This window comes from Jannaschia seosinensis (assembly GCF_001408515.1).
Classification (GTDB): Bacteria; Pseudomonadota; Alphaproteobacteria; order Rhodobacterales; family Rhodobacteraceae; genus Jannaschia; species Jannaschia seosinensis.
In genome coordinates this window covers 13,914-27,706 of record NZ_CYPR01000253.1, presented here as the reverse complement: position 1 = coordinate 27,706, position 13,793 = coordinate 13,914, and the positions used below count along the sequence as shown (strand labels likewise).

Annotated in this window: 12 protein-coding genes and 1 riboswitch; of the genes, 9 read left to right on the top strand and 3 right to left on the bottom strand. The window is 66.6% G+C overall.

What is annotated here, in order from left to right; all coding sequences use genetic code 11:
• Nucleotides 1–115 precede the first annotated feature (115 nt).
• The 4 genes from JSE7799_RS19175 (at nt 116) to glmM (ending at nt 4,114) form a co-directional block, all read left to right on the top strand.
• Entirely contained in the window at nt 116–787 is a 672-nt protein-coding gene (locus tag JSE7799_RS19175) for a cell wall hydrolase (protein WP_055665043.1), read from the top strand.
• 72 nt (nt 788–859) lie between these two features.
• On the top strand, nt 860–1,795 hold the full coding sequence (locus tag JSE7799_RS19170) for a dihydroneopterin aldolase (RefSeq protein WP_055665042.1): 936 nt from the start codon (nt 860–862) through the stop codon (nt 1,793–1,795).
• On the top strand, nt 1,795–2,787 hold the full coding sequence (gene folP, locus JSE7799_RS19165) for a dihydropteroate synthase (protein ID WP_055665041.1): 993 nt from the start codon (nt 1,795–1,797) through the stop codon (nt 2,785–2,787). The genes JSE7799_RS19170 and folP overlap by 1 nt, the downstream gene beginning before the upstream one ends.
• Nucleotides 2,768–4,114: a phosphoglucosamine mutase gene (gene glmM / locus JSE7799_RS19160; protein ID WP_055665040.1), complete on the top strand. Its 1,347-nt coding sequence runs from the start codon at nt 2,768–2,770 to the stop codon at nt 4,112–4,114. The genes folP and glmM overlap by 20 nt, the downstream gene beginning before the upstream one ends.
• Here the strand turns inward: glmM and chrA are convergent.
• The 3 genes from chrA to metZ all read right to left on the bottom strand — a co-directional run bounded on the left by chrA (nt 4,111) and on the right by metZ (nt 7,951).
• Nucleotides 4,111–5,340, bottom strand: coding sequence for a chromate efflux transporter (chrA, locus tag JSE7799_RS19155; protein ID WP_055665039.1), 1,230 nt, complete (start codon nt 5,338–5,340; stop codon nt 4,111–4,113). The genes glmM and chrA overlap by 4 nt on opposite strands.
• 175 nt (nt 5,341–5,515) lie before the next feature.
• Nucleotides 5,516–6,556, bottom strand: a complete 1,041-nt coding sequence (folE2, locus tag JSE7799_RS19150; RefSeq protein WP_055665038.1) for a GTP cyclohydrolase FolE2 — start codon at nt 6,554–6,556, stop codon at nt 5,516–5,518.
• Between the two features lie 201 nt (nt 6,557–6,757).
• On the bottom strand, nt 6,758–7,951 hold the full coding sequence (gene metZ / locus JSE7799_RS19145) for an O-succinylhomoserine sulfhydrylase (RefSeq protein WP_055665037.1): 1,194 nt from the start codon (nt 7,949–7,951) through the stop codon (nt 6,758–6,760).
• Between the two features lie 44 nt (nt 7,952–7,995).
• Nucleotides 7,996–8,071, bottom strand: a riboswitch (SAM riboswitch).
• A 287-nt stretch (nt 8,072–8,358) separates the two neighbouring features.
• Between metZ and JSE7799_RS19140 the strand changes: the two genes are divergently transcribed.
• The 5 genes from JSE7799_RS19140 to JSE7799_RS19120 all read left to right on the top strand — a co-directional run bounded on the left by JSE7799_RS19140 (nt 8,359) and on the right by JSE7799_RS19120 (nt 13,784).
• Nucleotides 8,359–9,243, top strand: coding sequence for a 5-bromo-4-chloroindolyl phosphate hydrolysis family protein (locus tag JSE7799_RS19140; protein WP_055665036.1), 885 nt, complete (start codon nt 8,359–8,361; stop codon nt 9,241–9,243).
• Nucleotides 9,244–9,246: 3 nt separating this feature from the next.
• Nucleotides 9,247–10,443: a toxic anion resistance protein gene (locus JSE7799_RS19135; protein WP_055665035.1), complete on the top strand. Its 1,197-nt coding sequence runs from the start codon at nt 9,247–9,249 to the stop codon at nt 10,441–10,443.
• Complete coding sequence (locus tag JSE7799_RS19130) at nt 10,440–11,396, top strand: DUF2927 domain-containing protein (protein ID WP_055665034.1); 957 nt, start codon at nt 10,440–10,442, stop codon at nt 11,394–11,396. Before JSE7799_RS19135 ends, JSE7799_RS19130 begins: the two co-directional genes overlap by 4 nt.
• A 43-nt stretch (nt 11,397–11,439) precedes the next feature.
• Entirely contained in the window at nt 11,440–12,543 is a 1,104-nt protein-coding gene (locus tag JSE7799_RS19125; protein WP_055665033.1) for an SPFH domain-containing protein, read from the top strand.
• A gap of 110 nt (nt 12,544–12,653) precedes the next feature.
• Nucleotides 12,654–13,784 (top strand): TFIIB-type zinc finger domain-containing protein, encoded by a 1,131-nt coding sequence (locus JSE7799_RS19120; RefSeq protein ID WP_055665032.1) that lies wholly within the window; start codon nt 12,654–12,656, stop codon nt 13,782–13,784.
• The last annotated feature ends 9 nt before the right edge of the window (nt 13,785–13,793 follow it).

Here is a 13,793-nt window from a genome sequence, read left to right as displayed (position 1 = left end):
TTGCCATCCTCGGCGCGGGTCTGCATGAGGCGCGCAATATAGAACACGCCCTCTTCACGCTCCATCAACGTCTCCGGGTTAACCGGAGGGCGGACGAACGTCCCACGAGGTTTCGATGTCGATATTCCGTCTCGCCGCTTGTCTTGCGGCGGTCATGCTCACGCTTTCCGGCGCCGCTTGGTCCCAGTCGCTCGCTGCCGGAATTTCCGGCCCCCGCACAAGCCTTTTCACGCAGCGTGCCGGCGGCGACGCCAACAGACCGATCCTTGCCTCCGCGCGCCCTCTGGCCGATCAGGGGCTGCCGCTTGGGCCGAGAAAGCGCAAACTCGACCAAGGCGCCATGGTTCGCAACGACGATGCACGATCCGTCCGCACCGGTCCGATCGATGATGCGGAATTCGAATGCCTTACGGAAGCGGTTTATTTCGAGGCACGGGGTGAGCCGCTCGACGGACAGGTCGCCGTAGCCGAGGTCATTTTGAACCGCGTCGACGCCGAGAATTATCCCACCACGGTCTGCGAAGTCGTCAATCAGGGGACGGGAAAGCTTCATGCCTGCCAGTTCAGCTACACGTGTGATGGAGAACCGGAAGCGGTGACGGAACCCGATGCCTGGGATCGGGCGGCCGGTGTCGCGCGTCGGTTGATGCAGGGGGCGCCGCGCATCCTCACCAAGCGTGCGACGCATTACCATGCCGACTACGTCAATCCCTACTGGGCGAAGGTCTACCCCCAGACGGCCAAGGTCGGGCAGCATATCTTCTACCGGCAGATCCCCGGCGCCTGATCCAAAGCGGGGCTTTCGGTTATCGCGGCTGCGTGGTCTTACTGAAGTCGAGCGATCACCCGGAGGTCCGCCATGCTGCCGAAACATGCCGCAACGGATTCGACGAGTCCCGATCAGGAGGCCCTGCGCCTCGCCTTCGCGGCACCGCTGGATCGCGCTCGAGCGTCCGGCCTGCCCCTCGACCGCATATCGTTGCGTGAACACGTTCGGGAAGTCGAAATCGGGGCGTTTCAGGCCGAGCGGGGTGTGACGCAGCGCATTCGCTTTGACATCGTGGCGGAAGTATCGCCCGACGAGGCCGGCGCCGCAATGGACGACGTGGACGATATCCTGAGCTACGACACCCTCACCGACGCGATCGAGGTGGAACTTGCGGCCGAGCGTATCAATCTGCTCGAGACGCTGGCAGAGCGCATTGCCGCGCGCATCCTGAGAAATGAACGCGCCGCGCGGGTGTTCGTGCGGATTGAAAAGCTGGATCGCGGGCCGCATATACTCGGGGTGGAGATCGTGCGATCCCGCATCGCGACATCGCCGCCGACGTCCGATGACGCGCCGCAGCCGCTTGTCGTCCTCCTGCCGCCCGGGGCGCAGGAGGATCCCGATCTCGGCGCCCTGCTCGACAGGCTTGCGTCGCGTGCGGAGCCGGCGGTTCTGATCGCCACGCCGGATTTCGACGCGCCGCAGGCTGCGCACCCCCTCGCCCAGCGTCGCATCGATTTGCTGGCGCTCGAACAGGCGGCTTGGCGGCTGGCCGCTCGGGATGCGCGTTGCATCGTCGTCGACAGCCGAACCGAACTCGACTGGTCGATGCGGCGCGGCGGGCTGACCGTGTGGGCCCCGTCGCGGATCGTGCTCGATGCGACGGACGGCCCTGCGGGGACCGCGCCCCTGATCATAGCGCGCTGGTTTGCGGAGACGTTTCGCGCGGTCGAACTCGTCACGCCGCATCAGGCTTCCTCCGACAAAGTACCGGAGCGCCACGCCGCGCGCCTTTCCGACATCTGATGCAGTACCTTCTACCGCTTACCGGCCCGCATGCCGACGGCCCATGTCTTGCCGGGGGATGGGTCCGGTTCGACCGGGTGATAATCCTCAGGCGTAATCGGCCGTCCAAGATCGTGCCTGTTCATGACCTGTCCGACGCGGACCTCGCCCCCCTTGTCGAAACACGTGGACCGGTCGTCGGCATCCCGATGACGAGGCCCAGCGTGATGGGTGTCCTCAACGTCACGCCCGACAGCTTTTCAGACGGCGGCCGATACTTCGACCCGGCCGCGGTGCGCACCAAGGCCGAGTCCATGGAAGCGGCCGACATCATCGACATCGGCGGCGAGAGCACGCGACCGGGCGCAAGCGAAGTTCCGGCTGACGAGGAAATCGCACGCATCCGCCCGGCCCTCGCTACGCTCACCCATCGGGCGATTTCCGTCGACACCCGCAAGGCGGCGGTTGCGCGGGTTTCCGTAGAGGCCGGGGCCGCGATGATCAACGATGTCTCGGGCCTGACCTTCGACCCGGACATGGCCGCCACGATTGCCGCTTCGGACGCGGCACTGTGCCTAATGCACAGCGTGGCGACGCCCGAGACGATGCAGGACGACCCGCGCTACGACGACGTCGTGTTCGATATCTTCGATGCGCTGGCCTCGCGGATTGCCGCCGCGGAAGCGGCCGGGATCCCCCGTGCCCGGATCGTTGTCGATCCCGGTATCGGCTTCGGCAAGACGGAGGCGCACAACCTCGCGCTGATCCGCAGGATCGCCCTGTTCCACGGTCTTGGCGTGCCGCTCTTGCTGGGAGTTTCTCGGAAGGGCTTCATTGGGCGTATCGGCCATGCGCCGCGCGCCGATCAGCGGATGCCGGGCACTCTGGCGATCACCCTCGCGGCCGTGGCACAAGGCGTGCAGATGCACCGCGTCCATGACGTGGCGGAGATCGCGCAGGGGCTGGCCCTCTGGCGGCAGATTGGAGATTTAGATGGGCCTGTTTGGAACTGACGGCGTGCGCGGACGCGCCAATTCAGGAAACATGACGGCGGAAATCGCGTTGCGGCTCGGGGCCGCGGCCGGTCGGTTCTTTCGCCGCGAAAGCGATATGGGCCATGCGGCGCACCGTGTCGTGATCGGCAAGGACACACGCCTGTCCGGCTACATGCTCGAGAATGCGCTGACGGCCGGGCTGACATCGACGGGGATGAACGTGCTGCTTCTGGGACCAGTTCCGACTCCGGCGGTCGGGCTGCTGGCACGTTCGATGCGGGCGGATCTGGGGGTGATGATTTCGGCCAGCCACAATCCGGTCGACGATAACGGCATCAAGTTCTTCGGGCCCGACGGCTTCAAGCTCAGCGACGAGGTCGAGGCGGAGATCGAGCGATTGGTCGCCGAGGGCGTTGCGCCCGCCGATGCGCGGAACATCGGCCGCGCCAAGCGGATCGACGATGGGCGCGGCCGCTATGTCGAATACGCCAAGACGACAATTCCTTCGGGGATGACCCTGGAGGGGCTCAAGGTCGTGATCGATTGTGCGAATGGCGCGGCCTATCGCGCTGCTCCGGACGTGTTAGCAGAACTCGGCGCGACGGTGATCCCTGTCGGCATCTCGCCCAACGGGCGCAATATCAACGAGGCCTGCGGATCGACTCATACGGAAACCTGCGCCGAGGCGGTCGTGGCGCATGGGGCGGATGTGGGCATCGCTCTCGACGGCGATGCCGACCGGGTAATGATCCTCGACGCCGAAGGCCGCGTGGCCGATGGCGATCAACTCATGGCGCTCTTCGCTGCGCGCTGGGCCGAGGAGGGGCGCTTGCGCGGCGGCACCCTCGTGGCGACGGTGATGTCGAACCTCGGGCTGGAGCGGTTCCTGATCGGGCGGGGTCTGACGCTGCAGCGCACGCGCGTCGGCGATCGTTATGTGGTCGAGGCGATGCGCGCGGGGAACTTCAACCTCGGCGGAGAGCAGTCGGGCCATATCGTCATGACCGATTACGCCACGACCGGCGACGGCCTGATCGCGGGGCTGCAGTTCCTGGCCGAGATGGTGCGGACGGGCAAGCCGGCCGCCGACCTGATGCAAAGCTTCGAACGGGTGCCGCAGCGGCTCGACAACGTACGCTACGCCGCCGGCAGCACGCCCCTGAGCGCCGCGCCGGTGGTTTCGGCGATTGCCGCGGCTGAGGCGGAGCTGGTCGGCTGCGGTCGACTTCTGATCCGGGCCTCAGGAACGGAGCCGCTTATCCGCGTCATGGCGGAATGCGAAGATGCCAGCCTTCTCGACCGTGTGGTTGAGGATGTGGCCGGAGCCGTGCGCGCGGCCGGCTAGAACGCCTGCAGCGCCGTTCCGGCCATCGCGGCGAGGGCGAGCGTCTCAACCACCCCGCGCCTGAGCAGGAGAAGCCAGAAGAGCGCAAAGACCGCCAGCGCGAGCGCCTCGGGCACGAAACTCGACAGGGCGGGAACCGGCGGCGTTCCGGGGCGGACCTCGGCGAACAGGACGTGGACCGCGAACCACAGCGACAGGTTTGCGATCACGCCCGCCACGGCGGCCGACACCATCGACAGCGCGCCGCGCAGGCGCGGCTGGGCCGTCAGGCGCTCGAGATGGGGGGCGCCCGCGAAGATCCACAAAAAGCACGGCGCGAAGGTCGCCCAGATCGTGACGAGAGCGGTCACGATCGCCGTGCCGAGGCCGACCTGCGCCCCGCCGAGCCACCCGGTGAAGACCGTCACGAGGATCAGGGGCCCGGGCGTGGTTTCCGCAAGGCCCAACCCGTCGACCATCTGCTCCGGTGTGAGCCAGCCATGCGTCTCGACGGCAGTCTGCGCGAGGGCGGCGAGGACGGCATAGGCGCCGCCGAAGCTTACGGTTGCGAGCCAGGAGAAGAACAGCCCCGCCCGTGCGGGGACGGATTCCGGAGCGATCAGGAGCAGGAGGAGGAGCGGCGCCCACCAGATCGCGAGCCAGGTGGCAACAATGCGCCACGTGCGGACGGGTGGCGCTTTTGCCGCGGGTTCCGTTTCCCCTTCGGGCAGGGCGAAGCCGAGGAGGAGTGCCGCGAGAAGGACCGCCCAGAACGGCAGGCCCAGCAGGAAGAGCCCCACGAAGGCGGCAATGGCCACCGCCACGGCCAGCGGCCCACGCAGTGCCTTGGCCCGCAGCTTCCACAGCGCCCCCGCGACAATGGCGAGAGCAGCCGCCTTGATCCCGAGAAAGGCCGCTTCGACCGAGGGCACGCGCCCATAGGCGAGATAGAGCGCGGCGAGCGCGATCATCACCGCCGCGCCCGGCAACACGAAGAGCAGCCCCGCCAGAAGCCCGCCACCCATGCCCCGCAGGCGCCAGCCGGCAAAGGTCGCGAGTTGCATCGCCTCGGGCCCGGGGAGCAATGTGCAGAAGCCGAGACCGCGCAGAAACGTCGCCTCGTCAAGCCAGTCTCGCTGCTCGACCAGTTCGCGGTGCATCAGGGCGATCTGTGCCGCGGGACCGCCGAAACTGAGCAATCCGATGCGGCCGAACGTGCGGACAAGCTCCGCCCAGGAGGGGATCATGCGGCAGGCTCGGCAAGGGCCGCACGCCTTTGCGCCGCGACGGATACCTGCGGACGGCAGAGGCGCCGGGAGTGATCAGGTAGGAAGACGGAGCGGCCCGCCATCAGGCATCCTTCGGGATGAACGGATCGACGAATGCACTGTTGGGGCAAAGAACGACAACGAAGGGAATGCGTCAGCCGGGGTGAACCATCGTCCCGAAGAGACGGGGCTCCAGCGTGTCGGCTGCAAAGAGGTCACCGTGCGTGAGGACGGAAACCGCATCGTGGCTGTGCAAACTCTCCTGATGAGAGGCGACGACGCGGAAATCCCCCACCCCCGGCAGCGCCTCCAACCCTTCGGCGAACAGACGCGCCGCGTCCTCGACGAAGATGGGATTGGCGGCGTTGAGTTCGGCAAATGCCTGCTCGTCCTCGCGCTTGACCATCACCTGCGTCTCGGTCGGAACCTGTGCGCGGCACATGTCGATCATATCCTCGACCGTCGTCCCAGACTCGACCTGCGCAGAAAGCCGGGCCACAGAACGCTGCGAATGCGGGGTGGCGAGCTGGCCGCGCGTGCGGCGTGCATGCTCCGACAATTCCAGCGAACAGGGACAGGTAGAGGAATAGACGTAGTCAAGATGCAGGATGTGCCGGCGGGTTCCGGCCATCTGCACCACCTCCATCGCGATGTCATAGTATTGCCAGCCCTTGAGGCCGGAGCGCAGGCTCTCGACCTGTAGCGGAAGCTGGAAGCGAAGGAGAAGGCGGGCGTCGAACGCGTCCAGATCCGTGACGTAATCGTCCAGAATGCGATCCACGACGTTGAAATCGCTGGTCTCCTCGGCATGCCGATAGAAGGATCGCATGATCCGGCTCATGTTGATGCCCTTCAGCCCGGCCTCAAGACTGACGGTGCCGGTGACGGAGACCTGCGCGAGGTGATCGCCCGTGCGCGTGGCGATGCGCATCGGTAGGCGGAAGTTCGAGATGCCGACATGCTGGATCCGGCGGTCGGCCCCGCGGATCAGCGCCGCCGGCCCGTTCTGCAGGTCCGGAAGGGTCGCGCGGTAGGCCGCGTCGGCCGCGTGGGACGGGTAGATGTTCGCCAGATCGGGGTAGAGCGGGACGGCCGCGCCCTGGCCGGTTGCGGCGTATCGCTTGAGGAGGTCGAGCGCGGCCTGCGCCTCCTCCTCGGTCGGGATGCGGTCAATATCCGGTGCATAGACGTTCATGTCGTGCTCCCCTCGGTTCGCGCTCACGTTCCTAGACTTGGGGCTTCCGCTGCGGAATGCCAACTCGTTTCCGTGAAACACCTGCGACATTGCAGCCTCATGAATTTCGCACGAATGACCAGCCGAAGAGGCGTGCGCGGATGCGCAGGCCCCGTGCGGAAGCGTGGTCGCACCCGCAAGGCCAAGGGCACCGCCGGGACCTCAGGCGGCGTCGAGTGCCGCCATCACATCGGCGAGCAGATCTTCGGGATCCTCCAGCCCCAGCGACAGGCGGATGAGACCGGGCGTGATCCCGAGCATCTCCTTCTGCTCATCCGGCAGGCGTTGATGCGTGGTGGTCGCCGGATGGGTCGCGATGGACTTCGCATCACCGAGGTTATTGGAGATGATGACGATCTCCAGCGCGTTGAGGAACCGGAATGCCGCGTCCTTTCCGCCGGCAAGATCGATGGCGATGACCGTGCCGCCCTTCTCCATCTGCGCGCGGGCCAAGGCGTGCTGTGGGTGGGAGGGGAGATGCGGATGGAGCACGCGGGCCAGCTTCGGATGGCCCTCCAGCGCAAGGGCTATGTGCTCCGCCGTCTCGGCCTGCGCACGGACGCGCAGCCCCATATGCTCCAGCCCCTTGAGCATGACCCAGGCGTTGAACGGGCTCATCGATCCGCCGGTATGCTTGAGGTAGGGCTCGGCCGTACCGCGAATGAATTCCGTCGTGCCGCAGATTACGCCGCCGAGGCAGCGCCCCTGCCCGTCGACATGCTTCGTCGTCGAATAGACCACGACATCCGCCCCCAGTTCGACGGCGCGCGAATAGGTCGGCGTCGCGAAGACGTTATCGACGATCACGGTCGCGCCGACGGCATGGGCCAGTTCCGCGACGGCCGCGATGTCGATCACGTCCAGCGCGGGATTGGAGACGCTTTCGAAGAACACGGCTTTCGTGTCCGGCCGGATCGCGTTCTCCCACGCGGCGAGGTCGGTTCCGTCGATCAACGTGACCTCCACCCCGAAGCGCGGCAGGATCTCTTCGAGAATATAGAGGCAGGAGCCGAACAAGGCCCGCCCAGCGACGACGTGATCACCCGCGCGCAGCATCGACATGAGCGCACCGTTGACCGCCGCCATGCCGGACGCGGTCGCGAAGGCGTCCTCCGTCCCCTCCAGCGCGGCGATCCGGTCCTCGAACATCGCGACGGTCGGATTGCCATAGCGGGCATAGATGAACTCGTCGCGCGAAGCTTTGAGGAACCGGGCTTCGGCGGCTTCGGCGCTGTCGTAGACAAAGCCCTGCGTGAGGAACATCGCCTCGCTGACTTCGCCGTATTGCGACCGGCGCGTGCCGGCATGGACCGCGAGCGTGCGAGATGCGCGACGACGGGCGTGTTCGTCCTTCATGGCGGGCCTCCTTCGGGACCTGGTCGCAGCATATTCGGAGGAAGGGGCGCGAGCGCCAGACCTCTTAGCGGATTGTTTCACGAGGGCCGCAAGCTGGTTCAAATCCCCTCGCAGCCTGCGGTAGCCCCTCGGCTTCGTCTGGTCAAGATGTGGGCGATTTCGACGCCCGGTCGTTTCCGCCGCCGCGGCGAGCGGGCATGGTTTCGGGGTTGCGACGCGCTAAAACTAAGGGCGGCGCGGGAACGGGCGGGGTTCAACCGGGTGGGCGAGTGCCCTATCTAACGAGGGATCAACGGGAGATGGCTCGCATGGGCTCCGAAGGGTTGCAGAGAACCGCGTTCGTCGCGCTCGCCGTGCTGGTTGCACTGGCGGGAACGGGTGTGCTCAGCGGCGGGGGATTGTAGGTCTTGGCCCGTCGTTTTGGAGGTCAGTTCAGCCCCGGTGGCGCGACGGAGGCGGCGCGCACGAAGCCAGCGCCGCTCGCGCGGCCGCTAAAGGGCCGCGCGCGAACGGCGATCCTGATGGCGCTGGCGCTGGTTCCGGTGATCTTCGCGTTCACGCAGGGCGGGCCGGTCGGACTGGCCGGAAACCTGCTGGCCGGGGCCGCGATCTTCGGCAGCGGCGTCCTGACGCGCGAGGGCCTTAAGGCCGAGGCGGCTTGGGCGGAACGGCGCGTCGCCCGGCGACCCGCCCTGCCCCGCAAGATACTGGGCGCGGTGGCTGTGGGCCTCGGGGTGACGCTTGCCGCGGCAACGGGATTGTCCGGGCTTTTGCCGGCGGCGGTCTACGGGTTGGTTGCGGGGGTGCTGCATGTCGTGGCCTTTGGCACCGATCCGATGCGCGACAAGGGCATGGAGGGCGTCGACGCCTTTCAGACCGAACGGGTGGCGCGGACGATCGCCGAGGCCGAAAAGCACCTGGAGGCGATGCGCGAAGCGGTGAAGCACGCCCGCGACCGGGAGGCCGAGGCGCGGGTCGACCGGGTCGCCGCGACCGCGCGCGCCATGTTCCGCACGGTGGAGGACGATCCGCGCGATCTGACCGCCGCGCGGCGCTATCTGGGCGTGTATCTGATGGGCGCGCGTGACGCGACGGCAAAATTCGCCAACCTCTACGCGGCGACCCGCGATCCGGTGGCGCGGACCGATTACTTTGCGCTGCTCGACGATCTGGACCGCGCGATGGAGGCCAAGCGGGAGACGCTCCTCCTGTCGGACCGCACCGATCTGGACGTAGAGATCGAGGTCCTGCGGGACCGCCTGAAGGCCGACGGCCTGACAACGGGAGACTGAGAGATGGACACCGCAACCCGCACCAAGGCCGCCGAGGATTCGGCTCAGGTCAGCGAGATTACCGCCGCTCCGCTGCGCGAGCCTGGGACGGAGGTCGTTGCACTGGATCAGGCGCCGGAACCCGTTGCCGCCGGTATCCGCCGCCGGATGGAAGAGCTCGACATGAGCAATACGCAGTCGATCATCTCGTTCGGCTCGACCGCACAGGCGGAGTTGCAGCAGATCAGCCAGTCGATGCTGGCCGACGTGAAGAACAAGGATGTGGGCCCGGCCGGCGATTCCCTGCGCTCCATGGTGTCCACGATCCGCGGCTTCTCCGTCAGCGAACTGGACGTGCGGCGCAAGCGGTCCTGGTGGGAGAAGTTGAGCGGCCGCGCGGCCCCCTTCGCCAAGTTCGTCTCCCGGTTCGAGGACGTTCAGGGCCAGATCGACCGCGTGACGGAGGATCTCCTGCGCCATGAGCACGGGCTTCTGAAGGACATCAAGGCGCTTGACCTGCTCTACGACCGGACGCTCGACTTCTATGAGGAGCTGGGCCTCTACATCGCGGCGGGCGAGGCGAAGCTGGCGGATCTCGACGCCACGGCGGTCCCCGCCAAGGAGGCGGAGCTGGCTGCCCTGCCCGAGGACGACAAGATGGTCGGCGCACAGGAGCTTCGCGACCTGCGGGCAGCCCGCGACGATCTGGAGCGGCGGGTCCACGACCTGAAGCTGACACGGCAGGTGACGATGCAGTCCCTGCCCTCGATCCGGCTGGTGCAGGAAAACGACAAGAGCCTCGTGACCAAGATCAACTCGACCCTCGTGAATACGGTGCCGCTGTGGGAAACGCAGCTTGCCCAGGCGGTCACGATCCAGCGTTCCCGCGAGGCCGCCGAGGCGGTGCGTGACGCCAACGACCTGACGAACGAGCTTCTGACGGCGAATGCCAAGAACCTGCGCGATGCGAACGCGGTCGTACGGTCCGAGATGGAACGCGGCGTGTTCGATGTGGCAGCCGTCAAGCAGGCCAACGAGGATCTGATTGCCACCATCAACGAGAGCCTGCAGATCGCCGACGAAGGCAAGGCGCGCCGTGTCGAGGCCGAGAAAGAGCTTGAGGGGATGGAAAAGGAACTGCGCGAGACGTTGTCCTCCGCCCGCGCCCGGGGCACCGGGACGGGCGATACGGCCGGGACCGCGGTGCCGGGGCCGCGATGAAAACTGGCCGCCCCCTCCGCAGCCTTCTGGCCGCGACCGCCTTGGCGGGGGTGACCGCCTGCGCGGCGCCGTCGCCGATCGTGCCGGCCCCCACGCCGGCGCCCCGTCCGGTTCGCCCCCCGGCCCCGGAAAAGCCGTCGTTGGAAAGCCATTCGGCCAAGGCGTTCTATGAGCGCCGTCAAACCGATCTGCTGGCTCGGGGGTACATGCGCCGCGATGGTGGCGGTGCGGATGCGCGGGTCGATGCGACAACGCTGGCGCGCAATTTTGAGCGGATCGCGCTGTTCTCCGAATACATGCAGGTCGACGGCCGCTACGTTGCGCGCCAGAACCAGGCCGAGCTGCGCCGGTGGGAGCGTCCCGTTCGCCTCCAGATCCATTTCGGCAAGTCCGTCGATCCAGCCATACAAGCCGCCGACCGCACCCGCATTGAGCAATATGTCGCCCGCCTGAGCCGGATCAGCGGGCACCCGATCAGCGTCGTCGGATCGCGCGGCAACTTTCACCTCTTCGTCGGAAATACCGACGAGCAGCGTGACCTCGGCCCCCGGATCAGCGCCGCCGAACCCGGCCTGACCCGCGCCACCGTGCATGAAATCACAAGACTCGACCGCTCCATCTATTGCGCGGTCTATGCCTCGTCTTCGACGGACGCACCCGACAGCTACGTCTCCGCCATCGCCTTCGTGCGTGCGGAACATCCCGACCTCTTCCGGCTGGCCTGCTATCACGAGGAGATCGCCCAAGGCCTCGGCCTTCCAAATGACAGCCCGGCCGTGCGTCCCTCGATCTTCAACGACGACGAGGAATTCGCGCTGCTGACCTATCACGATGAACTTCTTCTGCGCATTCTCTACGACGAGCGCCTGCGCGTCGGCATGACCGCGGAGGAAGCGCGCCCCATCGTCCGCCAGATCGCCCGAGAACTGGTGGGCGAACCGGGCCCCGTGTGATGCGTCGCCGTTCCCCTTCCCCCTGCTGAGCCGGAGACCGCCAATGCCCTTCATGGATTTTCTCAAGGGACAGTTCATCGACGTCATCGAATGGACGGACGACACACGCGACACCCTGGTCAACCGGTTCGAACGTTACGGACACGAGATCAAATACGGTGCCAAGCTGACGGTGCGCGAGGGACAGGCGGCGGTGTTCGTGCACGAGGGCCAGATCGCGGACGTGTTCATGCCGGGTCTCTATATGCTCGAGACCAACAACATGCCGATCATGACAACGCTGCAGCATTGGGACCATGGCTTCCGCTCGCCGTTCAAATCCGAGATCTACTTCGTCGCCACGCGCCGCTTCACCGACCTCAAATGGGGCACCAAGAATCCCGTCACGCTGCGCGATCCGGAATTCGGGCCGGTGCGGCTGCGGGCTTTCGGAACCTACGCGATCAAGGTGGCCGATCCGGGCCTGTTCCTGACCGAGATCGTCGGCACGGACGGCGAATTCACGCAGGACGAGATCCAGTTCCAGCTGCGCAACATCATCGTCCAGTCGGCCTCCCGCGCCTTGGCGAGCAGCCGCATCCCCGTCCTCGACATGGCGGCGAACACCGACGAGCTGGGCCGGATCGTGGCGGAGCAGATCACGGCGACGACCGCCGAATACGGGATCGCGGTCCCTGAACTCTACGTGGAGAACATCTCGCTGCCGCCTGCGGTGGAGGAGGCGCTGGACAAGCGCACCTCCATGGGCGTGCTGGGCGATCTGTCGAAATACCAGCAATACGCGACGGCCGAGGCGATGCAGAACGCCGCCACGACGCCGAATTCGGGCATGGGCGCGGGTCTCGGCATGGGTATGGGCATGGGAATGGCGAACTCGATGGCGCAGGCCGGTCCGTGGGGCCAGAGACCCGCCGCGGCCGCCCCGCCCCCGCCACCTGTCGAGCATGTCTGGCACGTGGCTGAGGGCGGACAGACCAGAGGTCCGTTCTCCAAGGCGCGGCTCGGCCGGATGGTTGCCGAAGGCGAAATCAAGCGCGAGACCTTTGTCTGGACGCAAGGCCAGGACGGCTGGCAAAAGGCGGAGGATGTCGCCGAACTGGCGCAACTCTTCACTGTCATGCCGCCGCCGCCGCCGCCGGGCGTGTGACGATGCGTACGTGCCGTCCTCTGGCCCGAAATACCTTGGGGAGCGCGAGGGGCTAGCCCCTCGCCCGGATCCTTGCGGATAACGGCGCCACATGTCCTGCGGAGATTCGCATGAAGGTCCCCACCATTCGCCGCGCCGAGCCAAAGCGCCCCGAGAGCATTCCGAAGACGCAGGAGCACCGCTTTCCCTGCGACGCCTGTGGCGGCGACATGCGCTTCGACCCCGGTGACGACCGGATGATTTGCGACCATTGCGGCAACACCGAACGATTGTCCTCGACCGCCGGCACCATTCGCGAAATCGCCATTGCGGAGGGCCTCGATGCCGCCGGACGCGGTGCGGAGCAGGAGGAGACCCGCGTCCTCGACTGCCCCAATTGCGGCGCACAGGTCGAGTTCGATCCCGACATTCACGCTGCCGAATGCCCATTCTGCGCCACGCCGGTCGTGACCGGGACCGGCATGAATCGTCACATCAAGCCGGCGGCCCTCGTCCCCTTCGTGCTCGAGGAGATACAGGCGCACGACGCGATGAACGACTGGCTGGGCCGTCTGTGGTTCGCCCCGAACGGGCTGCAGGATTATGCCAAGAAGGGTCGCAAGCTGACGGGTATTTACGTGCCGTTCTGGACGTTCGATGCGAAGACCGAAACGGATTATGCCGGCGAGCGCGGCGACACCTATTTCGAAACCCGCACCATCGTCCGCGACGGCAAGCGCCAAACGGTTCAGGTGCCGAAGATCCGTTGGTCCCCACGGCGCGGGCGCGTGCGGCGCTTTTTCGACGACGTGACGGTCCTTGCCTCCCGCTCGCTGCCCAAGACGCATACCGACGCGCTGGAGCCGTGGGACATGGCCGCGCTCGCGCCCTACGCGCCGCAATACCTCGCGGGCTTTCGGGCCGAGGCGTATCAGGTCGGGCTGGAAGACGGGCTGACCGAGGCGCGGGCGCGGATGGATGCGGTCATCGCGCGCGACGTGCGCATGAATATCGGGGGCGACCGGCAGCGGATCCACCGGCTGGACACACGAATATCGGATGTGACCTTCAAGCATGTCCTGCTGCCCGTCTGGATCGCCGCCTACCGGTACCGGGGACAATCCTACCGCTTCGTCGTCAACGGCCAGACGGGGCGCGTACAGGGTGAGCGGCCTTGGTCGAAGTGGAAGATCGCCGCCGCGGTATTCGCCGCGCTGATCGTGGCCGCCATCGTCGGGTTCGTCGCGGCGGCAGGACGCTGAACGCTTGCG